This window comes from Listeria valentina, from assembly GCF_011800755.1.
GTDB classification, from domain to species: Bacteria; Bacillota; Bacilli; order Lactobacillales; family Listeriaceae; genus Listeria; species Listeria valentina.
Genome location: NZ_JAATJW010000013.1, coordinates 19,446 through 34,103 on the forward strand (window position 1 = coordinate 19,446; position 14,658 = coordinate 34,103).

The 14,658-nt window shown below is 42.1% G+C and carries 17 protein-coding genes; 6 read left to right on the forward strand and 11 right to left on the reverse strand.

Going from position 1 to position 14,658, the window contains the following annotated elements:
- The 9 genes from panD to HCK02_RS05210 all read right to left on the reverse strand — a co-directional run bounded on the left by panD (nucleotide 1) and on the right by HCK02_RS05210 (nucleotide 6,535).
- Nucleotides 1-387 (reverse strand): aspartate 1-decarboxylase, encoded by a 387-nt coding sequence (gene panD / locus HCK02_RS05170; RefSeq protein WP_167629039.1) that lies wholly within the window; start codon nucleotides 385-387, stop codon nucleotides 1-3.
- Nucleotides 362-1,237, reverse strand: coding sequence for a pantoate--beta-alanine ligase (gene panC / locus HCK02_RS05175; protein ID WP_167629040.1), 876 nt, complete (start codon nucleotides 1,235-1,237; stop codon nucleotides 362-364). Before panC ends, panD begins: the two co-directional genes overlap by 26 nt.
- Entirely contained in the window at nucleotides 1,237-2,076 is an 840-nt protein-coding gene (gene panB, locus HCK02_RS05180) for a 3-methyl-2-oxobutanoate hydroxymethyltransferase (protein ID WP_167629041.1), read from the reverse strand. Before panB ends, panC begins: the two co-directional genes overlap by 1 nt.
- Nucleotides 2,077-2,262: 186 nt before the next feature.
- A complete protein-coding gene (locus HCK02_RS05185) occupies nucleotides 2,263-2,496 on the reverse strand; it encodes a hypothetical protein (protein WP_208970443.1) in 234 nt (77 codons plus the stop codon).
- A 140-nt stretch (nucleotides 2,497-2,636) separates the two neighbouring features.
- On the reverse strand, nucleotides 2,637-3,107 hold the full coding sequence (locus HCK02_RS05190) for a thioredoxin family protein (RefSeq protein WP_246215530.1): 471 nt from the start codon (nucleotides 3,105-3,107) through the stop codon (nucleotides 2,637-2,639).
- Between the two features lie 135 nt (nucleotides 3,108-3,242).
- Complete coding sequence (locus tag HCK02_RS05195) at nucleotides 3,243-4,220, reverse strand: biotin--[acetyl-CoA-carboxylase] ligase (RefSeq protein ID WP_167629043.1); 978 nt, start codon at nucleotides 4,218-4,220, stop codon at nucleotides 3,243-3,245.
- Nucleotides 4,201-5,385 carry a CCA tRNA nucleotidyltransferase gene (locus tag HCK02_RS05200; protein WP_167629044.1) on the reverse strand — a complete coding sequence of 395 codons (1,185 nt, stop codon included), beginning with the start codon at nucleotides 5,383-5,385 and terminating at the stop codon, nucleotides 4,201-4,203. The genes HCK02_RS05195 and HCK02_RS05200 overlap by 20 nt, the downstream gene beginning before the upstream one ends.
- A 27-nt stretch (nucleotides 5,386-5,412) precedes the next feature.
- The gene (gene dapB / locus HCK02_RS05205; protein WP_167629068.1) at nucleotides 5,413-6,201 is read right to left on the reverse strand and encodes a 4-hydroxy-tetrahydrodipicolinate reductase; all 789 of its coding nucleotides are present in this window, start codon (nucleotides 6,199-6,201) and stop codon (nucleotides 5,413-5,415) included.
- Nucleotides 6,197-6,535 (reverse strand): nucleotide pyrophosphohydrolase, encoded by a 339-nt coding sequence (locus tag HCK02_RS05210; protein ID WP_115752092.1) that lies wholly within the window; start codon nucleotides 6,533-6,535, stop codon nucleotides 6,197-6,199. Before HCK02_RS05210 ends, dapB begins: the two co-directional genes overlap by 5 nt.
- 112 nt (nucleotides 6,536-6,647) lie before the next feature.
- Between HCK02_RS05210 and HCK02_RS05215 the strand changes: the two genes are divergently transcribed.
- Nucleotides 6,648-7,514 (forward strand): YitT family protein, encoded by an 867-nt coding sequence (locus HCK02_RS05215; protein WP_167629045.1) that lies wholly within the window; start codon nucleotides 6,648-6,650, stop codon nucleotides 7,512-7,514.
- Here HCK02_RS05215 and HCK02_RS05220 read toward each other — a convergent pair.
- On the reverse strand, nucleotides 7,511-8,611 hold the full coding sequence (locus HCK02_RS05220) for an NAD(P)/FAD-dependent oxidoreductase (protein ID WP_167629046.1): 1,101 nt from the start codon (nucleotides 8,609-8,611) through the stop codon (nucleotides 7,511-7,513). The genes HCK02_RS05215 and HCK02_RS05220 overlap by 4 nt on opposite strands.
- Nucleotides 8,608-9,312 (reverse strand): uracil-DNA glycosylase, encoded by a 705-nt coding sequence (locus HCK02_RS05225; RefSeq protein WP_167629047.1) that lies wholly within the window; start codon nucleotides 9,310-9,312, stop codon nucleotides 8,608-8,610. Before HCK02_RS05225 ends, HCK02_RS05220 begins: the two co-directional genes overlap by 4 nt.
- Before the next feature lie 129 nt (nucleotides 9,313-9,441).
- Between HCK02_RS05225 and HCK02_RS05230 the strand changes: the two genes are divergently transcribed.
- From HCK02_RS05230 to HCK02_RS05250, 5 genes are read left to right on the forward strand one after another with little or no spacing between them, the layout of a single operon-like run.
- Nucleotides 9,442-10,578 (forward strand): GGDEF domain-containing protein, encoded by a 1,137-nt coding sequence (locus HCK02_RS05230; RefSeq protein ID WP_167629048.1) that lies wholly within the window; start codon nucleotides 9,442-9,444, stop codon nucleotides 10,576-10,578.
- 13 nt (nucleotides 10,579-10,591) lie between these two features.
- The gene (locus HCK02_RS05235) at nucleotides 10,592-11,746 is read left to right on the forward strand and encodes a GGDEF domain-containing protein (RefSeq protein ID WP_167629049.1); all 1,155 of its coding nucleotides are present in this window, start codon (nucleotides 10,592-10,594) and stop codon (nucleotides 11,744-11,746) included.
- Entirely contained in the window at nucleotides 11,743-12,747 is a 1,005-nt protein-coding gene (locus tag HCK02_RS05240) for a glycoside transferase (protein ID WP_167629050.1), read from the forward strand. Before HCK02_RS05235 ends, HCK02_RS05240 begins: the two co-directional genes overlap by 4 nt.
- Complete coding sequence (locus HCK02_RS05245; RefSeq protein WP_246215531.1) at nucleotides 12,747-13,436, forward strand: EAL domain-containing protein; 690 nt, start codon at nucleotides 12,747-12,749, stop codon at nucleotides 13,434-13,436. The genes HCK02_RS05240 and HCK02_RS05245 overlap by 1 nt, the downstream gene beginning before the upstream one ends.
- 22 nt (nucleotides 13,437-13,458) lie before the next feature.
- The gene (locus HCK02_RS05250) at nucleotides 13,459-14,472 is read left to right on the forward strand and encodes a serine hydrolase domain-containing protein (protein ID WP_167629051.1); all 1,014 of its coding nucleotides are present in this window, start codon (nucleotides 13,459-13,461) and stop codon (nucleotides 14,470-14,472) included.
- Nucleotides 14,473-14,658: the final 186 nt, after the last annotated feature.

The following is a 14,658-nucleotide window of genomic DNA, read 5'->3' on the forward strand; positions in this document are numbered from 1 at the left end:
TTATTCGAGTGTTGCTCCCGGCAATTCCTGATAGAGCCTTTCCACAATTTGATTTTGTTCACCCAGTACAATCACCTTCGGAACTAGTTTCCTTGCTTCTTCCGTTTCCATCTCTGCGTAACCCATAATAATAATCGTATCACCAGGAGCAACGAGCCTAGCTGCGGCACCATTCACACAAATCACACCACTTCCATGTGCGCCTTCTATGATATACGTTTCAAATCGTGCTCCATTATGATTATCAACAATTTGAACCCGCTCATTTGGCAAAAGCCCCGTTGCTTCCAGTAAATCCGCATCAATCGTAATACTTCCCACATAATTCAAATTGGCTTCCGTTACTTTTGCGCGGTGAATTTTAGCAAACATCATCGTTCGTAGCATTCGTTTCACCTCCGCTCAGCCGCACAATCTCATTATCTATCAAACGCGCTTTTTCATACTGCACCGCGATAGCAAGAATGATGGGTTTTGTAAAATTCGTAACGGGTTTAAAATCTGGATAACTATAGAGTGCTAAATAATCGAGTTTCAAAGTAGCCACACGAAGCACTTCCCGAACCGCATCCAAAATTTCATTTTCATTTTGGCAACCATCCAAAATACGTGCCTTCCCGGCTAAAAGCGCTTGATGAATCACAGGAGCTTCTTTTCGTTCTTCTTTTAGCAGATTAACATTCCGACTACTTTTTGCGAGTCCGTCTGGCTCCCGCACCGTTTCGACTACTCGAATGTCCACCGGTAAAAAATAGTCAGAAACAAAATTTTGAACCACCGCAACTTGTTGCGCATCTTTTTGCCCAAAATAAGCACGATCTGGCTGAACGAGCATAAATAATTTTAAAAGCACCGTCAAGACTCCATCAAAGTGTCCCGGGCGTCCCTTCCCGTCCAAAACATCAACAGCTTGAACCGCTTTTATCTGGGCACTCACGTCTTTTGGATAAATCTCTTCCACTGGGGGAATAAATAAAAGATCCACACCTGCACGTTCACTTTGTTTTTGATCTTTTTCCTCATCACGCGGATAAGCCTCTAAATCCTCGTTTGGACCAAACTGTGTCGGATTCACGAAGACGCTTGCCACAACAAATTCATTTTCTAAGCGAGCTTTTTCCATCAAGGCAAGATGTCCTTCGTGCAAATAACCCATCGTCGGTACAAAGCCAATGCTTTTATTTGCTTGCTGGGAGAGAATAGCTTTTAACGCTCTTTTCGAACGAACAACTTGCATCACGCATTTCCTCCCCCGTAAAGACCTCGAAGCTCTTCTTCTTTCATCGTAAACGAGTGAGCATCCGTAGGGAATTTTTCCGTTTTCACATCGGTCAGATACGCTTTAAGCGCTGGTTCAATCAATTGATCTACTTCTGCATAAGCTTTGACAAATTTCGCCCGGCGAGAAATTCCGTATCCAACAATATCGTGATACACGAGTACTTGCCCATCCGTTCCTGCGCCTGCTCCGATACCAATAGTCGGAATCGTAAGCATCTCTGTGACTTTTTTAGCTAACTGTTTCGGGATAGCTTCAAGAACAAGTGCAATAGCTCCTGCGGCTTCGATTTCCTTTGCTTGACGAAGGAGCTCATTTGCTTCTTCCGAAGATTTTGCGCGGACTTTATAACTTCCAGTAAGGCCAACACTTTGCGGAGTGAGCCCAAGGTGAGCTACAACCGGCGCTCCTGCTTCTGTAAGAGAACGAATTTTCTCTATAACAAGCCCTGCTCCTTCCAGTTTAATCGCATCCACGCCACCTTCTTGGATAAGCAAGCGTGCATTTTGATGTGTCTCAGTTGTTGAACCATGGTAACTCATAAAAGGCATATCGCTCACAACAAACGTATCCGGGGCTCCTCGTTTTACAGCTTTTGTATGGTGAATCATATCAGAAAGCGTCACGGGAACGGTCGATTCATATCCAAGTACCACCATTCCAAGTGAGTCCCCAACGAGAATCATGTCCATTCCAGCTGCCTCCGCATTCCGCGCTGAAGGGTAATCATAAGCTGTCATCATCACAATTTTTTCAGAACGCGACTTCATTTCTAAAAAATCGATCGGTTTCTTCATTTTTCCATCCTTTCGTCCATGTTCGAGTATCGAATCACGGCAAAAAATTAATCTTTTGAAGGTAGGGCCGTATCGTTTCCCCTGGAATACAATCAATTCGCCCAGCTTCATCTGCTATCTTATCACATTTTTAAGCCCTCTTAAAGTTTAGCGCGTAAAGAAAAAGCACCTGTCAAAGGACCGGTGCTACTTTGTTTCTCTAGATGGAAAAGGAATAATTTGGAGGGTACTTTCCGTATCTTTTTCTTTCTCCGCTCCCTCTCCACTTTCAACTTGCTTAAGCAAATCAATGCTTAACTCATCAATCAAATTTTCACTTTGTCTAACGATTTCCCAAAAAGCTCTAGCCTCGCTTGGATCTTGCTTGAAAATATCTTCAAGCGTTTTTCGCGCTAGCGTCATGCGCTCTTCCTTTCGCATGTACGGCTGCTCCATCTCGCTCATCTCCCTCAAAATAAAATCCTCACCTTTATTTTAGCACTTCTTAAGCGAATAAATTGTGACGAAAAAATGAATTTTATTAGGAGAAAAGGGGATTTTAGCAAAAAAGTATTGCTTTTTTATAGTGAATTTTTTCTAAGCCAATTTGTAAGCTCTTTTTTAGAGTCATTTCCGTGAAAAACAGCTTGTACTTTTCCATTTTTAAAAGCAATTAATGACGGGACCGAATCGATTTTAACTTGTTTTAAAGCACTGATCATCGCTTTACGATTTTTCTCACTAGCTCGGGCAGTATTATAGTAGTCAATCTTTCCCCAGTTGTTTTCCTTTAAAACCTCTTGTAAAATCGGCTGAAAAGCTTGGCAGTCTGGACAAGATGGCCGACCAACATAAACCACTTTATCCTGTTTGTCAAGCTGTATCTGTTGAAACTTTTCCGTCCCGATCGGATTCAAAAATGATTTGCCCTGTTTCTCTGTCTGCTCAGCCTTTTCATTTGATTCTTTATTAGATTCAGAAAATGAACCGCAAGCTCCTAGCAAAAGCAAAGCGACCATCGAAACTAGCAGTAGCTGGATAGATTTTCGCATATCAAACCTCCTCGTTTGGATTATACCGGAAATCAGTTCAAATGAAAAAAAGAAAAAAGGCGGATTTCAAGCCCACCTTTTTGGGAATTTCCAGTTTCACACCCTCATTTCCTGCAAAAAAAGCATTTTCAATCCTTAATTTTCAAATTCGATGTCCGCAGAATAAATCGCATGTTGCACACCTTCATCGTCCCGGACAAATAAAACTCCCGTATCCGAAATCCCTTCGGCTTTCCCAGTGATGATACCTTTTAACGTGCTCACTCGGATCCGCTTTGAAAAAGGAATCGCTTGCTCTTCCCAAAGTAACTTAATCGGAGCAAATCCCTGTTCAAGGTACAGTTTATAATATTTTTCAAGCTGCTTAAAAATTTCCTGAATGATTTCCGTTCGTGAAAAGACTTGTCCCGCTTCGATTCGAAGAGATGTTGCTTTTTGCTTCAAGTCTTCTGGGAAAGCCGCTTGATTCACGTTAATCCCTATGCCGATGATAACCGCGTGAATCGTTTCCGCTTCTGCTTGCATTTCCGTTAACACACCACAAATCTTCCGTTTTCCAATATAAATATCATTGGGCCACTTGATTCTCGCCGCAAGCCCCGTCAACTTTTGAACCGCCTCCGAAACCGCGAGTGAAGCAATAAAAGTGAACTGTGGTACTTCCATAATCGGAATATCCGGCTTCAAAATCACACTCGTGAAGATCCCTTCTCCGCGGCTTGAGAGCCAGTCGCGCTTTAACCTTCCCTTACCAGCATTTTGAAAATCAGCCACGATTGCGGTTCCTTCCGGCGCACCGTTATTTACCTTTTCATGGGCGATCAGTTGCGTTGAAGCCACTTCCTCGTAAAAGTATAACGTGCGTCCGATAAATTCCGTTTCAAGACCTAACAGCAAACTATCTTTCGAGAAAAGCGTGCCAAATTTTTCTAGCCGGTAGCCTTTATTTCTGACCGCCTCAATTTGAAACCCTTCTTTACGAAGATTTTCCATATGTTTCCAAATCGCTGCCCGTGAAATCCCTAGCTGCTGAGCAATTTCTTCTCCGGATACAAACTGATCCACGTGCTTTGAAAAAAGCGCCAACAGTTTATCACGATTCTGACTTGCCATCTAAAAGCCACCTCCTAATTGCTTCTTCTTGATTTTGAAGTTCTCCAGAAACAATTTTTTGCTCAATTTCCATTAATAATTCGCTAAGCCAAGGGCCTCCTGTTTTTTCATAAAAAGCCATCAAAAAACGTCCATCAATCGCCATCTCTGACCGGGCATGGATCGGAAGCGCCTCATAATTTGCAAGTGCCACTTGTAGATCGTTTTCTTGCCCGATTAACGCCTTCCCGCTTTCCACAAGACGAATCCCTTCCGCTTGCGCTTGGTACAGCTTGTAATCCGTCCACGGCTTCTCTTCCTGTATTAATGCATAAGCTTGTTCCGTTCGTTTGATTTGCTGATTTGACAACTTCCAAGCCCTTAAAAACGCTCGAAGCGAATCCGGGCGCACAGCAAGAACGAGGCTCAGCCACACTAAATCTTCACTAGGCTTTTCATGAAACTTGAAACTTGCTAGTTTGGCGAGCTCCTCCTTTTTATCCAGAAGACCTGGCAAATAGCGTTCCATACAAGTTTCGATGATTAGCTTAAACGCGCAAGTGCGCCCTTTTCCTTGAACAAGCTTGACCCATTCTACGCGGATTCGTTCAACAGCCGTATGCGCAAGCAAACTAACCTCTTCTTTCAAGGCTTGTCTCGTTTTTTCCTCCAAGGTAAATTCGAGCTGACTTAAAAAGCGAACAGCCCGCATAATCCGTAAAGCATCTTCTCTGAAACGGTGCTCAGGCTCTCCAACCGCTTTAATTTCCCGTCGCAAAATCGCTTTCTCTCCCGAAAATGGATCGTGCAGTTTTCCCGCCTTATCCATCGCAATAGCGTTCATGGTAAAATCCCGCCGTAGCAAATCTTCCTCAAGCGAACGAACGAATTTGACTTCACTGGGTCTTCTGAAATCCACGTATTTTCCTTCTGTCCGGAAAGTCGTGACTTCATATAGTTCATCGCCGAGCCGAACCGTGACTGTCCCGTGCTCTATCCCGGTATCATAGGTTTTGTGAAACAGCTGCTTCACTTCTTCAGGAAAAGCACTTGTCGCAATGTCGACGTCGTTTACGTCACGCTTCAACAAATAATCGCGCACTGCTCCGCCAACGAAATAAGCTTCATAACCAGCTTGTTCTAAAGTTTCCAGTACGGGAAGTGCTTCTTTAAAAATGAGATCCATGGTTTTCTCCTGTTCTAAAAGAATTCCTTACAAAATATTTTCAAGACCATAAATCAGCGTTTTCCATTCCGCCGTTTTGCGGATTGCAAGCGTAACGCCAGACATGAACGAAACGCGATCATAGGAATCATGACGGATGGTGAGTCCTTGTCCAGCAGCTCCAAATAGTACCTCTTGATGGGCAACTAAACCGGGCAAGCGAACACTATGAATGTGCATGCCTTCAAAATTGGCTCCACGCGCACCTGGCAATGTTTCTTTTTCATCTGGATGGCCTTGCTCGATTTTTTCACGTGTTTTGGAAATCATTTCTGCCGTTTTCACCGCTGTTCCACTTGGCGCATCTAGTTTACGATCATGATGCAATTCAATGATTTCAACATTTGGAAAGTAACGAGCTGCTTTTTCAGCAAATTGCATCATTAAAACCGCCCCCACTGCAAAGTTCGGCGCAATTAAACTTCCGGTTTGTTTTTCTTCGGCAAGTTTGGTTAGCTCCTCAATTTGTTCAGTCGTAAATCCAGTTGTTCCAACGATTGCCCGAACCCCGTGTTCAATGATCGTCTTCGTATTTTGATAAGCGGAAGCTGGCGTCGTAAAATCAACAACCGCTTCAGGTTTTGCTTCTTGCAATAATTGTTTGAGATCTCCGTAAACCGGAACATCTTCTGCGTGAAACTCAGGCAGTTCGGCGATATTTTTTTCAGTTGGCTCGTGATCTAGTACCGCCACAAGTTCCATATCTTTTTCGGCAAGAACCGTTCGTACGACTTCACTGCCCATTCTTCCTTTAAAACCAGATACTGCTACTTTAATCATTTTCGTTTTCCTCCTTTTTCGTCCAACGATCTTTGTCACGCGTCTTAAATTTGCGCATCACTCTGTCGTGAGCTTCTTCCATATCAATATCTAAAGAGTTTGCCATGCATGTTAAAACAAACAAGCAATCCCCTAGTTCTTCTTCGAGCGATTTTTCTCCTTCAGAGGTTTTTTTCGGCTTTTCGCCATAATAATGGTTGATTTCACGTGCTAGCTCGCCTGTTTCTTCTGTAATACGAGCCATCATCGCAAGCGGTGAAAAATACCCTTCTTTAAACTGACCGATGAACTGATCGACTTCTTTTTGCATTTCTTGAATAGTCTTCGCCACGTAAATTCCCCCTTCATTTATGGTACACTAAAAAAGTGAACCCTGCATTCTGTTCTTATTATACCTAACCTACATAAATAACGTCTATCAAAGACCTAGAAAGGAGAAATTTATGCTTAAAACAATTCGTTTAAAAAATATCCTTTTTATCATGCTCGGGACAGCCATTTATGCTTTTGGACTTGTTAATTTTAACATTCAAAATGGGCTTGGTGAAGGTGGCCTCACTGGGATTACCCTCATTTTGCTCCACTTTCTGCACATTGACCCTGCCTACACCAATATTTTGCTCAATGCTCCGCTTTTTTTGATTGGTTGGCGCGTTCTTGGAAGCCGTGCGTTCATCTATACAGGTATTGGCACGCTTAGCTTGTCACTTTTTTTATGGATTTTCCAGCGAATTCCCTTTACACTCGATCTGCATGCCGACTTACTGCTTGTTACACTTTTTGCCGGCGGATTCACTGGAATTGGTCTTGGGATCGTCTTCCGCTATGGAGGCACGACGGGCGGAAGTGACATCATTGCCAAACTCTTAAATTATAAAAAAGGGATCAGCATGGGGCGGACGCTTTTCCTATTTGACGTGATCGTCCTTACCGCTTCGATTTCTTACCTGGATATTCGCCAAGTCATGTACACGCTTGTCGCCGTCTTTATCGGTGCTCGCGTCATTGATTTCGTTCAAGAAGGAGCTTACGCTGCAAGAGGTGCCATGATCATCTCCAAAGACAACGAAAAAATCGCCGCTCACGTCATGCAAATGATGAACCGAGGCGTCACCATTCTCGAAGGAAGAGGCGGCTTTTCGAAACTTGATCAAGATGTGCTTTATATCGTGGTTGCTAAAAATGAAATCATTCAATTAAAACAAATCATCGAAGCCGTTGACCCACATGCTTTCGTTTCCGTTAGCACCGTCCATGACGTGATGGGAGAAGGATTTACACTAGATGAAAATAAAAATCCGCTTGTTTAATGCTTCTTGATATATTTTTTCGGATCAAACGGCACAAGATCAAACGAAACAGACTCATTCGCCGCAAGTCCCGCTAACAGTTTCCCGACAAAAGGTCCCGTCGTTAACCCCGAAGCCCCTAAACCATTGGCAAGAAAAACTTGATTTGGGAGCCATTCTCCGATAAACGGAGTAAAGTCCGACGTATACGGCCGCGTTCCAACAGAAAGCGTCATTTCACTTGGCGACTCATCAAACTGTATAAACGGCTCGAGCTCAGTTAAAATCTCCTCCTGCGCCTCCTTCGTCGGCGTAAGATCAAACTGAGCTTCTTTTTCGTGAGTTGCACCAAGCAACAACTGACCGCCATCAAAAGGAACGATGGATTTTGATGCTGGCGGCAGGACAACTGGCCAATCATCCATTTTCAAGCTTTCAAAGTGAAGCGAAAGCAGTTGCCCTTTTTGAGCTAGCAAATCAACCGCATAACCCGCCTTTGCTAGAAACGGTTTGAGCCATGCCCCATTTGCGAGAAGCAGCTTGTCATAAGCCATTTTACGACCATCCACAGTTAACTTCAGTTTTTCATCTAAAACTGCATCACCGTGAATAATTTGTGCCCCGTACAGGCTGGCTCCTTCAAGTAACGCATCCCGGACAAGTGCTCCCTTACTCCTGCCTCCGCCGCTTAAAAAAACGGCGCCATAACCTTCTCGAACGAGTGGAAAGCGCTCTTTCACTTCTTCCGGGGTAAGCTTTTCGATCGTTCCCATCTCCGGCGCTTCTTCCTTGCGTTCAATCGCAAGCTCATAAAGCGCATCAAGACTTTTCCCTTCTTTCCGCAAGCAAAGCGTCCCCACTTGTTTATATCCAGAAACAAGTCCTAAATCCGCAAGCTCAAGATCGAGTTCTGGATAAAACTTGGCGCTCGCTTTAGCGAGCTCGTACCAGACTTTGTTCCGCCTTTTTGAAACCCACGGACAAATAATTCCTGCCGCGTGCTCCGTTGCTTGTCCCGCATCTTTCCGGTCAATAACCGTCACGGAATGTCCATTTCTTGCCAGGTGATAAGCGGCGCTTGCCCCAACAATTCCAGAGCCAACAACTACAAAATTCATCTTAAATACTCCTTTACATATGAACCAATGGCTTCAAAATCCGCTTTAATCTGCGGTAATAGTTTACGATTATAAAAAATACTTGCTGGGTGAAAAGTAGGAATAATCGTATAGCGTTCTTCTGTCCATTCAAACCGGTTTTCATCGAGCGAAGCAAGCTTTTGAATGGGTTTTTCAAGCAGCCGGCCATGTAAGTCAGAAACGCCAGCTTCTTTTCCTAGCAATCGCCGTAATCCAATATTGCCAAGCGTAATCATTAGCTTTGGCTGAACCGTTTGAATTTCAAAATCAAGAACAGGCGCCTGCGCGTAAATTTCTTTTTGTGTCGGCGTTCGATTATAACGTCGTTTGACCATTTCGCCTGTTTTCCGATCTTTCTTTTCCCCGTAACGATACGGCCTGCTTCTCACCGCACTCGTAATATAGACATCTTCCCTTGTAAGACCAGCAATTTCCATGAATTGCATCAATTCATCGCCCGCCCGTCCGCTAAAAGGAATCAAGTTGTGAATTTCCGTTTCTCCTGGCGCTTCACCTACAAACATGATTTTAGCTGACTTTTTCCCTTGTCCAGGAACAAAGCCCTCGAGGCGAAAAGGCTCGCTACGTTTTTTAGCAAGCGCCACCAGATTTGCTGGTGTCACAAGTGTTTCTGCTTCTGTTTCTGTCACTTCTACCACACCTTTTTCTGTTATTGACATTCCCCTACTGATTTGTGATAATGAGGTTGATTTGTTAAGTAAATTACAATTAATGAAATAAACGGGCAAGAAACATTCATTTTTATTGTACCGTAAAATTCAAATAAAGAAAAAAAGGAAGCATTAGTCATGTGGGAGATTATCGAATCCATTTGGTCCAGTTTGGCTATTTTTTTATACAGTTTATTTCTTCATGGGATCATTTTGCGTTTCTTGCGCAAGAAAAAACCAAATTGGTTTATTAACGCTAGAAAACACTTGACCCTGCGTTATTTTATTGGGACTTATTATGGCGTTTTAGGCTTATATTTTATCATCCGCAGCCAGCGTGGTGAGGATCACGGGATTTATACCGATATGATCCTCGATATTTTGTTGATTCTTGCACTATTCGGCGGCAAATCACCGACGCTGATCGCAACACTGATTTTGATCGCTGGAAAACTATTTTTAACGCACAATTATGCTAATGAATTAATTTACACCTTTTTCTTAATGGGTTATTTTTTTGTCATCACAGAACTAAGTCAGCTTTCGATTTCTCCACTCCAGAAATTTTTATGGGCGAAATTGAGTATTTTGCCTTTTGCCGTTTACTATTTGCCTCATTGCCTCGAAATTCCCTTAACGCTCACAACCGCTTATCAGTGGATCATCATTTTGGGCATTTCGCTTGCTTCTAGTTTTCTACTTTATCAAGCAGCTCGTTTCATAACCCTTTCAAATGAACGCATCCATGAATTGGAATTTTTCAGTTTACACGATCCGATGACTTTTCTCGCAAATTACCGCGCTTTCAATCAATTGTTCTTGCGTTCTTTCAAAAAAGCACGTTTGCGCAGGCAAAACTTGAGCTTAGTTTTATTCGATATCGACTTTTTCAAGCAAATCAACGATACTTACGGCCATCAAACCGGAAATAAGGTTTTGCAAGAACTTTCAGGATTGCTACAAGGATTTAATTTCCCTAAGCACAGTCTGCTCGCGCGAATTGGCGGTGAGGAATTTGCGATTTTGCTGCCAAAAACATCTGGAAATGAAGCTCTGGCTATCTCAGAAGCATTGCGATTAAAAGTGAGAGAGCACCAGTTCCTTCAAAAGGAAACGTCCCTTTCCATTACGATCTCAGCAGGAATTGCTACTTATACGAATACAAATTTTTCAAATCAAGACTTGATGAAAGAAAAAGCTGACGAAGCGCTTTATCAAGCTAAGCAAAGCGGGCGCGACCAAGTGACCTGTTCCTATTTCTTACTAATGACTTAAAGGAGCTATCAAAATGGATTGGAGTAAATTTGACCCCTATATTGACAGCGTAGCAAGTTTTCTTGCTTTACTTTTTATCCAAGGCTTGCTATTTCGTGTCATCCGCGAGCGCAAACCGCACTGGCTAACAAAGACGCACCAAAGATACATCCTCTTTTTTCTTGTTGGCATCTATTATGGTTTGTGGGGAATTTATTTCACATATAGCGGCGCCATTTCGCACAATCCTGTTATCTACATCAATTTGCGCATGAATATCTTACTGTTAATGGCCGTTTTTTTTGGACGAATTGCACTGACTTCTTCTTACATCATGATTATCATCGGCCGACTTTGGATCGTTTCTAATTCATTAGCAAACGAGCGCTACATTATCATCCTGACTTTTTTCTACTTGCTTTGCCTTGCTGCCACCTTTTTTAAGGTGAGCTCCGCTAAAAAATACTTACTCATCTTGCTTTGCGCGCTACCAGGTCTTTATTTATATTATTTTACAAGCTTTAACTCTTACCGCACTTTAACACTCCGCGAAGGCTTGATCTATACGACTTCTTTTTTCTTTTCCAGCACGATTATTTTTTTCGCAGCACGCTACATTCGCTACAGCAATGAAGTCTTGATGGAATTACAAAGTACGGCAACGATTGATTCGCTCACCCGCTTGAAAAATTCGCATCACTTTAATCAGCAGTTTGAAACAAACTTTCGTGAAGCCCTTCTTAAGCAAGAAAACTTAAGTTTACTATTGATCGATATAGATCACTTTAAAAAAATCAATGATTCCTTTGGGCATCAAGCGGGCAACTTGGTATTGCGTGAAATTGGTACGATTTTAAAAAATCGTGCCTTGCCCGTTCAGGCGGTAGCTGCCCGAGTAGGCGGTGAAGAATTTGCCATTTTACTTCCAAAAACTAAACAAGAAGAAGCGAGACAAATTGCGGAAAGCATTCGCCATGAAATTTTCCAAGCCGTTTTCCCACATCAGCCTTTTAAACATAGCGTCTCAGTTTCAATTGGCGTTGCAAGTCTCTTTCAACAGGATGTCGCACAATATAAGACACAAGAGGCTTTTTTTGAAGCGGCGGATGAATTGCTTTATCTTTCCAAAAAACGAGGCCGAAATTCGGTCTCTGCGCAACCATTCACTGAAAAAGGAGAACTTGGATGAAAAACAAATTTTGGATCGCCTTACCCGTTTTTCTTGCTACAATGATTTTTCTTCTTAGTTGTACCGAGAAATCAATACTCGCTCCCTCCCCACTAAAGGCGGCTTCTCCCGTTATCCAGCACATTGAAAGCCAGTATAAAACGGCGGATGGCTTAATAGCAAGTTATGCGCAAACAAATACGCAAAAACTTTCTGAAAGTGTTGGTTTATATATGGATTATTTACTTTTAACTAAGGACCGGGAACGTTTCTATTCTTTATTTCAAGCTCTTCAGCAAGAACTAACCGTTCGCGAAGGGGATTATGTTTTCATTAAATGGGAAAAAGGCACAGATGTTTATGTGAACGCGCTGATTGATGATTTGCGTATTTTTGAAGCACTCCAAAAAGCCCGTCATCTTTTTCATTATCCGCCTTATGAAGCTTTCGCTAAGCAACTAATTCGCGGAGAACAAAAATATGGCATGCGCGAATCCCTCCCTGTTGACTTTTTTGATTTCAAAACGAAACAACAAAGAGATACGCTTCATTTAAGTTATTACAAGGTGTCAGCGATGCAGAAAGCTCACTTCAAAAGGGAGACTTTTGCGCCTCTTGAAAACGTGAAGGCTGAGCCATTTTTCCCAGAAGTTTACCGAAATGGCGCTTATGAAACGAGCGGAAATGAAGTGAACATGATTGATCAACTTTTAATTGCCATTTCCTATGCGGAACTTCTCGGAAAAAAAGAGAATCATTTCGATCACTTCTTGAAACAAGAACTTCAAATAAAGAATCAGATTTATGCTCGTTATAATCGAAAAACGGAGGGCAACATGGGAGAAAACGAATCCACGGCGGTTTATGCTTTACTTGTCCAGTATTTTGAGCTGACTAAGCAAACCGAAAATAAAAATTGGGCGCTTCATAAGTTGAAACAAATGGATACTCAAAACGCGCAAGAAACGCACTTTTTCGATTATATCCACAAAGAGCTTATATTAACTAGGGAGAGGCTATAATGATGGACAAACAACAAATTCAATCCATTATTCTGCGCAATCAATTCGATACGATTTATCAGCCAATTGTTGAGATCCAAACCAATCAGATTTTTGGATATGAATCTTTGACTCGCTTGCGCGGTGAAGAAAAAATTTCGATTGCTCATTTCATTAATGATTGTCGTACTTACCGCTTACTTAAAGATTTTGAATGGCAAGCTTTCCATAATGCCCTCTTGCGTTTCCCTACTAACGCAAATACATCGCTTTTTATTAATTTATCTTATAATACTTTTTTGGAACGATTCGCGGCTATCTATGAAAAGCTTCAAGAAACGCCGCATAAAGTGGTTTTTGAATTTTTGGAAACAGCGCTAGTAAATGACATGCAAAAAGAAGAATTAAACGATAAAATGAACTTATTGGATGATCGTTTTGGCACGCAATTTGCGATCGATGATTTCGGCGCTGGGTTTGCCAATATTGCGCGAGTTTTGTCTCAGCCAGCCAAATTTGTGAAGACGGATGTGGCGCTTCTACGAGATATTGAATACGAGAAAGAAAAACAGCGGGTTCTTGCCAATTTGTTTCTTTTTTTAAAGCGAAATAACCGCGAACTTATTGTTGAAGGGGTCGAGAAGGAAGGGCAACTGCGCTTTTTGAAAGACCTCGGCGTGCGTCTTGCGCAAGGCTATTATTTTGAATGAATTAGCGAATGGAGGCTCATTTATGTTTGAACAAACGACCAACTTGCTCCACCAATTAGTACACGAAAAAACGGTGCCCGGGGTGAGTTTTGCCATTTTAACGCCTCAATCCACGCAAACTTCTGTTTTAGGCGATAAAACTTGGGTGCCCGAAAAATCCCCCTTACTGTCTTCAGTGTCTAATCTGTATGATCTGGCTTCCTTAACGAAAGTGCTTGCAACGACTATTCGGCTGGTTCAGTTGCACGAAAAAGCCTTGTTCGACTGGAATGATGAAGTTATCCAGTATTTGCCCAATTTTAAACATGAAACGATTACCATTCTCGATCTCGTCACCCACGCATCGGGTTTACCTAAAAGCATTCCTCACTTTGTAATTGAAAAGCCAAGTGACGTCATGCGATACGTCTATTCAGCCGAACAAGTGAAACCTGCAAAAGAGTTTGTGGAATACTCGGATATTAACTTTTTACTGCTCGGTTATTTGATTGAAGCGCTTGCGCCAGAACCTTTTGAAAAGCAAATAGAACAACATGTTTTAAGACCGCTTGGAACAAAGCAAACTAGTTTTTATTCAGCCGATCCTAAGAATTCAGTTCCGACTGAGCTCTCAGACAAGCGAGGACTTATTACGGGAATCGTCCATGATCACAAAGCGTTTATTGCTGGTGGCAACACTGGGCATGCTGGCTTATTTGCTCCGCTTGAGGATTTGCTTTTATTTGCGGATGCTTTCCTTTTTAAAGGCGGAGCACCACTTTTTTCGAGACAAAGTTTGGATGCTATTCGAGAAAACTACACGCCAAATTTGAATCGTGATCGCGGTATTGGTTTTGACTTGCGGAAAGCTCAAGATCACTTTGCTCTTTACCATACGGGCTTCACGGGAACTTTCATCGTTTTTGATCCTGTAACACAAAACGGACTGATTGTGCTTTCAAATCGAATTCATCCTACTCGGAACAATCCTCTTTTCCTTGAAAAACGTGAAGAAATTGTGGATACTTTTTTAAGAGAAGTGAACCAAAATAAGTAAAAATTCTTGAATAGCTCAAAAAAGAACAGAAGTGCTAGAACTCCCATTAAAATATGGCTCAGTTCCTTGCTTTCTGTTCTTATTTTTTTCTTAATAAAACGAATAACCTTGGTAAATGTCCCTACTCCCTTGATTTCTTTTAGTATGAAACGAAAAGCAAGCTTCAAGCTAAATTCATCATCATAT

What these genes read in the sequence shown, in the direction of transcription:
- panD (WP_167629039.1), bottom strand. Translation starts at nt 387, where the DNA reads ATGCTACGAACGATGATGTTTGCTAAAATTCACCGCGCAAAAGTAACG.
- panC (WP_167629040.1), bottom strand. Translation starts at nt 1,237, where the DNA reads ATGCAAGTTGTTCGTTCGAAAAGAGCGTTAAAAGCTATTCTCTCCCAG.
- panB (WP_167629041.1), bottom strand. Translation starts at nt 2,076, where the DNA reads ATGAAGAAACCGATCGATTTTTTAGAAATGAAGTCGCGTTCTGAAAAA.
- HCK02_RS05185 (WP_208970443.1), bottom strand. Translation starts at nt 2,496, where the DNA reads ATGCGAAAGGAAGAGCGCATGACGCTAGCGCGAAAAACGCTTGAAGAT.
- HCK02_RS05190 (WP_246215530.1), bottom strand. Translation starts at nt 3,107, where the DNA reads ATGCGAAAATCTATCCAGCTACTGCTAGTTTCGATGGTCGCTTTGCTT.
- HCK02_RS05195 (WP_167629043.1), bottom strand. Translation starts at nt 4,220, where the DNA reads ATGGCAAGTCAGAATCGTGATAAACTGTTGGCGCTTTTTTCAAAGCAC.
- HCK02_RS05200 (WP_167629044.1), bottom strand. Translation starts at nt 5,385, where the DNA reads ATGGATCTCATTTTTAAAGAAGCACTTCCCGTACTGGAAACTTTAGAA.
- HCK02_RS05215 (WP_167629045.1), top strand. Translation starts at nt 6,648, where the DNA reads ATGCTTAAAACAATTCGTTTAAAAAATATCCTTTTTATCATGCTCGGG.
- HCK02_RS05220 (WP_167629046.1), bottom strand. Translation starts at nt 8,611, where the DNA reads ATGAATTTTGTAGTTGTTGGCTCTGGAATTGTTGGGGCAAGCGCCGCT.
- HCK02_RS05225 (WP_167629047.1), bottom strand. Translation starts at nt 9,312, where the DNA reads ATGTCAATAACAGAAAAAGGTGTGGTAGAAGTGACAGAAACAGAAGCA.
- HCK02_RS05230 (WP_167629048.1), top strand. Translation starts at nt 9,442, where the DNA reads ATGTGGGAGATTATCGAATCCATTTGGTCCAGTTTGGCTATTTTTTTA.
- HCK02_RS05235 (WP_167629049.1), top strand. Translation starts at nt 10,592, where the DNA reads ATGGATTGGAGTAAATTTGACCCCTATATTGACAGCGTAGCAAGTTTT.
- HCK02_RS05240 (WP_167629050.1), top strand. Translation starts at nt 11,743, where the DNA reads ATGAAAAACAAATTTTGGATCGCCTTACCCGTTTTTCTTGCTACAATG.
- HCK02_RS05245 (WP_246215531.1), top strand. Translation starts at nt 12,747, where the DNA reads ATGATGGACAAACAACAAATTCAATCCATTATTCTGCGCAATCAATTC.
- HCK02_RS05250 (WP_167629051.1), top strand. Translation starts at nt 13,459, where the DNA reads ATGTTTGAACAAACGACCAACTTGCTCCACCAATTAGTACACGAAAAA.